Source organism: Nocardioides sp. P5_C9_2, assembly GCF_054049555.1.
The window spans coordinates 1-2,343 of record NZ_JBFUMD010000551.1 but is presented as its reverse complement, the minus strand read 5'-3'; the positions used below and the strand labels follow the sequence as shown (position 1 = coordinate 2,343).

Sequence of the window (2,343 nt, the reverse complement as noted above, 5' to 3'; positions counted from 1 at the left end):
CCCCCACGTCGGTGGCGTCCCCGAGGTCCAGGACGACGGCGCGGGCCAGGTCGGCAGCCGCGGCCAGGGTGGCGTCGGGCGAGGTCTCGGTGAGGGCGATCACGGGCGAATCATGACAAACCACGGGGCTCCYGTCTCCTCGACCGGCCCACGGGGTGCCTGCTGCACGCCCATGACCCACCCACACGGCAGGATTGGGCCATGAGCGCCGAGCACCCGACCCGACCCGACGGGACCGACCGCTCGCGCCTCGGCGGTGCCGGCCGAGGAGTCCGGGCGGCCGGTCGCGGAGTGGGACGCGGGGTCGCCGGCGCCGGCCGGGCGACGGGCAGGGCGAGCCGGTTCACGGTGGCCCAGGCCCGACGCGCCACGCGCGCCGAGGGGGCCGGCGACTCCGGGCTCTCGCGCCTCATCGAGCTGCACGCCCTCAACGCCGCCGGCGACGCCGCGGTCGCGATCTCGCTGGCCGGCACCCTGTTCTTCCAGGTCCCGACCGGCGAGGCGCGGGGACAGGTCGCCCTCTTCCTGGGTCTGACGATGCTGCCGTTCGCCATCGTGGCCCCGCTGATCGGGCCCTTCCTGGACCGCTTCAGCCACGGTCGCCGCTGGGCGGTCGGCGCGACGATGGCCGTGCGCGCCTTCCTGTGCTGGGCACTCGGCACGGCGGTGGCCACCGACTCCGAGTGGCTCTTCCCGGCCGCCCTCGGCGTGCTCGTCGCGTCCAAGGCGTACGGCGTCACCCGAGCCGCTGCGGTCCCCCGCCTGCTCCCGCCCGCCCTCACCCTCGTCAAGGCCAACGCCCGGGTCTCCCTGGCGGGCGTCGTCGGCGCGACGGTGTCGGCGCCCATCGCGATCCTCGCCTCCACGGCGGGTCCCGAGTGGTCGCTGCGCTACGCCTTCGTGCTCTTCGTGCTGGCCACCATCTGGGCCATCCGGCTCCCCCAGCGGGTCGACTCCAGCTCCGGCGAGGAGCGCCTGGCCCTGATGCCGGGGCCCAGCGCCGGTCCCCGCTCGACCACGCGGCGCCGGATGCCGAGCGCGGTCGCCTTCGCCCTCAGGGCCAACTGCGGGCCCCGCTGGCTCAGCGGCTTCCTGACGATGTTCATGGCCTTCCTGCTGCGCGACCACCCGATCGGCGACTGGCGGCCCGAGGTGCTGCTCGGGCTCGTCATCGGTGCCGCCGGCCTCGGCAACACCCTCGGCATCGCCCTCGGCTCGATGCTGCGGCGCATCGACCCGGCGCTGACCGTCGTGCTGGCGCTGGTCGCCGACGCGGTCGCGGTGGCAGTCGCCGCGCTCTTCTACGGCCTCGTGCCGCTGGCCGTGCTCGGCCTCACCGCCGGGCTCGCCCAGTCGCTGTCCAAGCTGTCGCTGGACTCCACGATCCAGCGCGACGTGCCCGAGCGCGTCCAGGCGAGTGCCTTCGCGCTCTCCGACACCACGCTGCAGCTGGCCTGGGTCATCGGCGGCTTCATCGGGATCGCGATGCCGCTGATGCCGCAGCTGGGCCTGGGCATCGCGTGTGCCGTGGTGGTCGCGTGGGGCGCCTACGTGCTCCTCACGCGACCGTCCGACGTCGGTACGTCGCCGGGCGGGGCCTAGCGTCCCGCTCGGGACCCGTCGCTCAGAGCTCGAGCTCGTCGGCCAGCGCCCGCAGCAGCTTGGCGGTCGGCCGGGCCGTCCGGGCCTCGGGGTGCCGGCCGTGGCGGTAGGTCTCGCCGACGTCGTCGAGGAGCTTGATCAGGTCCTCGACGATGGCGACCATCGCCTCGGGGTCCTTGCGCTGGGCGCTGCGCTGGTTGCGGGTCACCGAGGCCGGCGCGTCGAGGACGCGCACCTGGAGCGCCTGGTCGCCGCGACGACCCTGCGCGATGCCGAACTCGACCCGGGTGCCGGCCTTGAGGGTCGAGATGCCCTCGGGCAGCGCGTCGGAGTGCACGTAGACGTCCGCGCCACCGTCCTGGGACAGGAAGCCGAAGCCCTTGTCGGCGTCGAACCACTTCACCTTGCCACTGGGCACGGCCGGGACCTCTTCTTCGTGCGGGCGCCTTGCGGCGGGACGGTGCGACCGGGCGTCGGCCCGAGCGCGCAAAGACTATGCGTGCGCAGCGGCCGTCCGCCACCGGTGCACCATTTCAGGACCGCACTATGCGGGACCGGCCGGTGCGGCGGAGAGCCCCTCGTTGAGCGAGCCCGACCGGAAGCCCCGCGGGTCGACCGCGGCCACCGCGAAGCCCGCCGCACGCACGGCGGCGGAGACCGCGGCCTCCGCCGGGGTGCCGGGGGCCACGGGCCCGGAGACGAGGTCGCGGTCCAGCTCGACGCTGCCCCGCTCCCCCAGGT

General features: G+C 74.9%; 2 protein-coding genes and 1 pseudogene. 1 reads left to right on the top strand and 2 read right to left on the bottom strand.

Features of this window, described 5'->3' with window-relative positions; all coding sequences use genetic code 11:
- Positions 1 to 201: 201 nt before the first annotated feature.
- Entirely contained in the window at positions 202 to 1,602 is a 1,401-nt protein-coding gene (locus ACXJKL_RS19485; protein ID WP_457208653.1) for an MFS transporter, read from the top strand.
- Positions 1,603 to 1,624: 22 nt separating this feature from the next.
- On the opposite strand, the gene ACXJKL_RS19480 is transcribed toward ACXJKL_RS19485, so the two are convergent.
- Both ACXJKL_RS19480 and ACXJKL_RS19475 read right to left on the bottom strand, forming a co-directional pair.
- On the bottom strand, positions 1,625 to 2,020 hold the full coding sequence (locus ACXJKL_RS19480) for a cold-shock protein (RefSeq protein WP_457208652.1): 396 nt from the start codon (positions 2,018 to 2,020) through the stop codon (positions 1,625 to 1,627).
- Positions 2,021 to 2,146: 126 nt separating this feature from the next.
- Positions 2,147 to 2,343, bottom strand: a pseudogene (locus tag ACXJKL_RS19475) (hypothetical protein); the annotation flags it as partial.

Coding starts and splice junctions, on each gene's coding strand:
- ACXJKL_RS19485 (WP_457208653.1), top strand. CDS start 202: ATGAGCGCCGAGCACCCGACCCGACCCGACGGGACCGACCGCTCGCGC.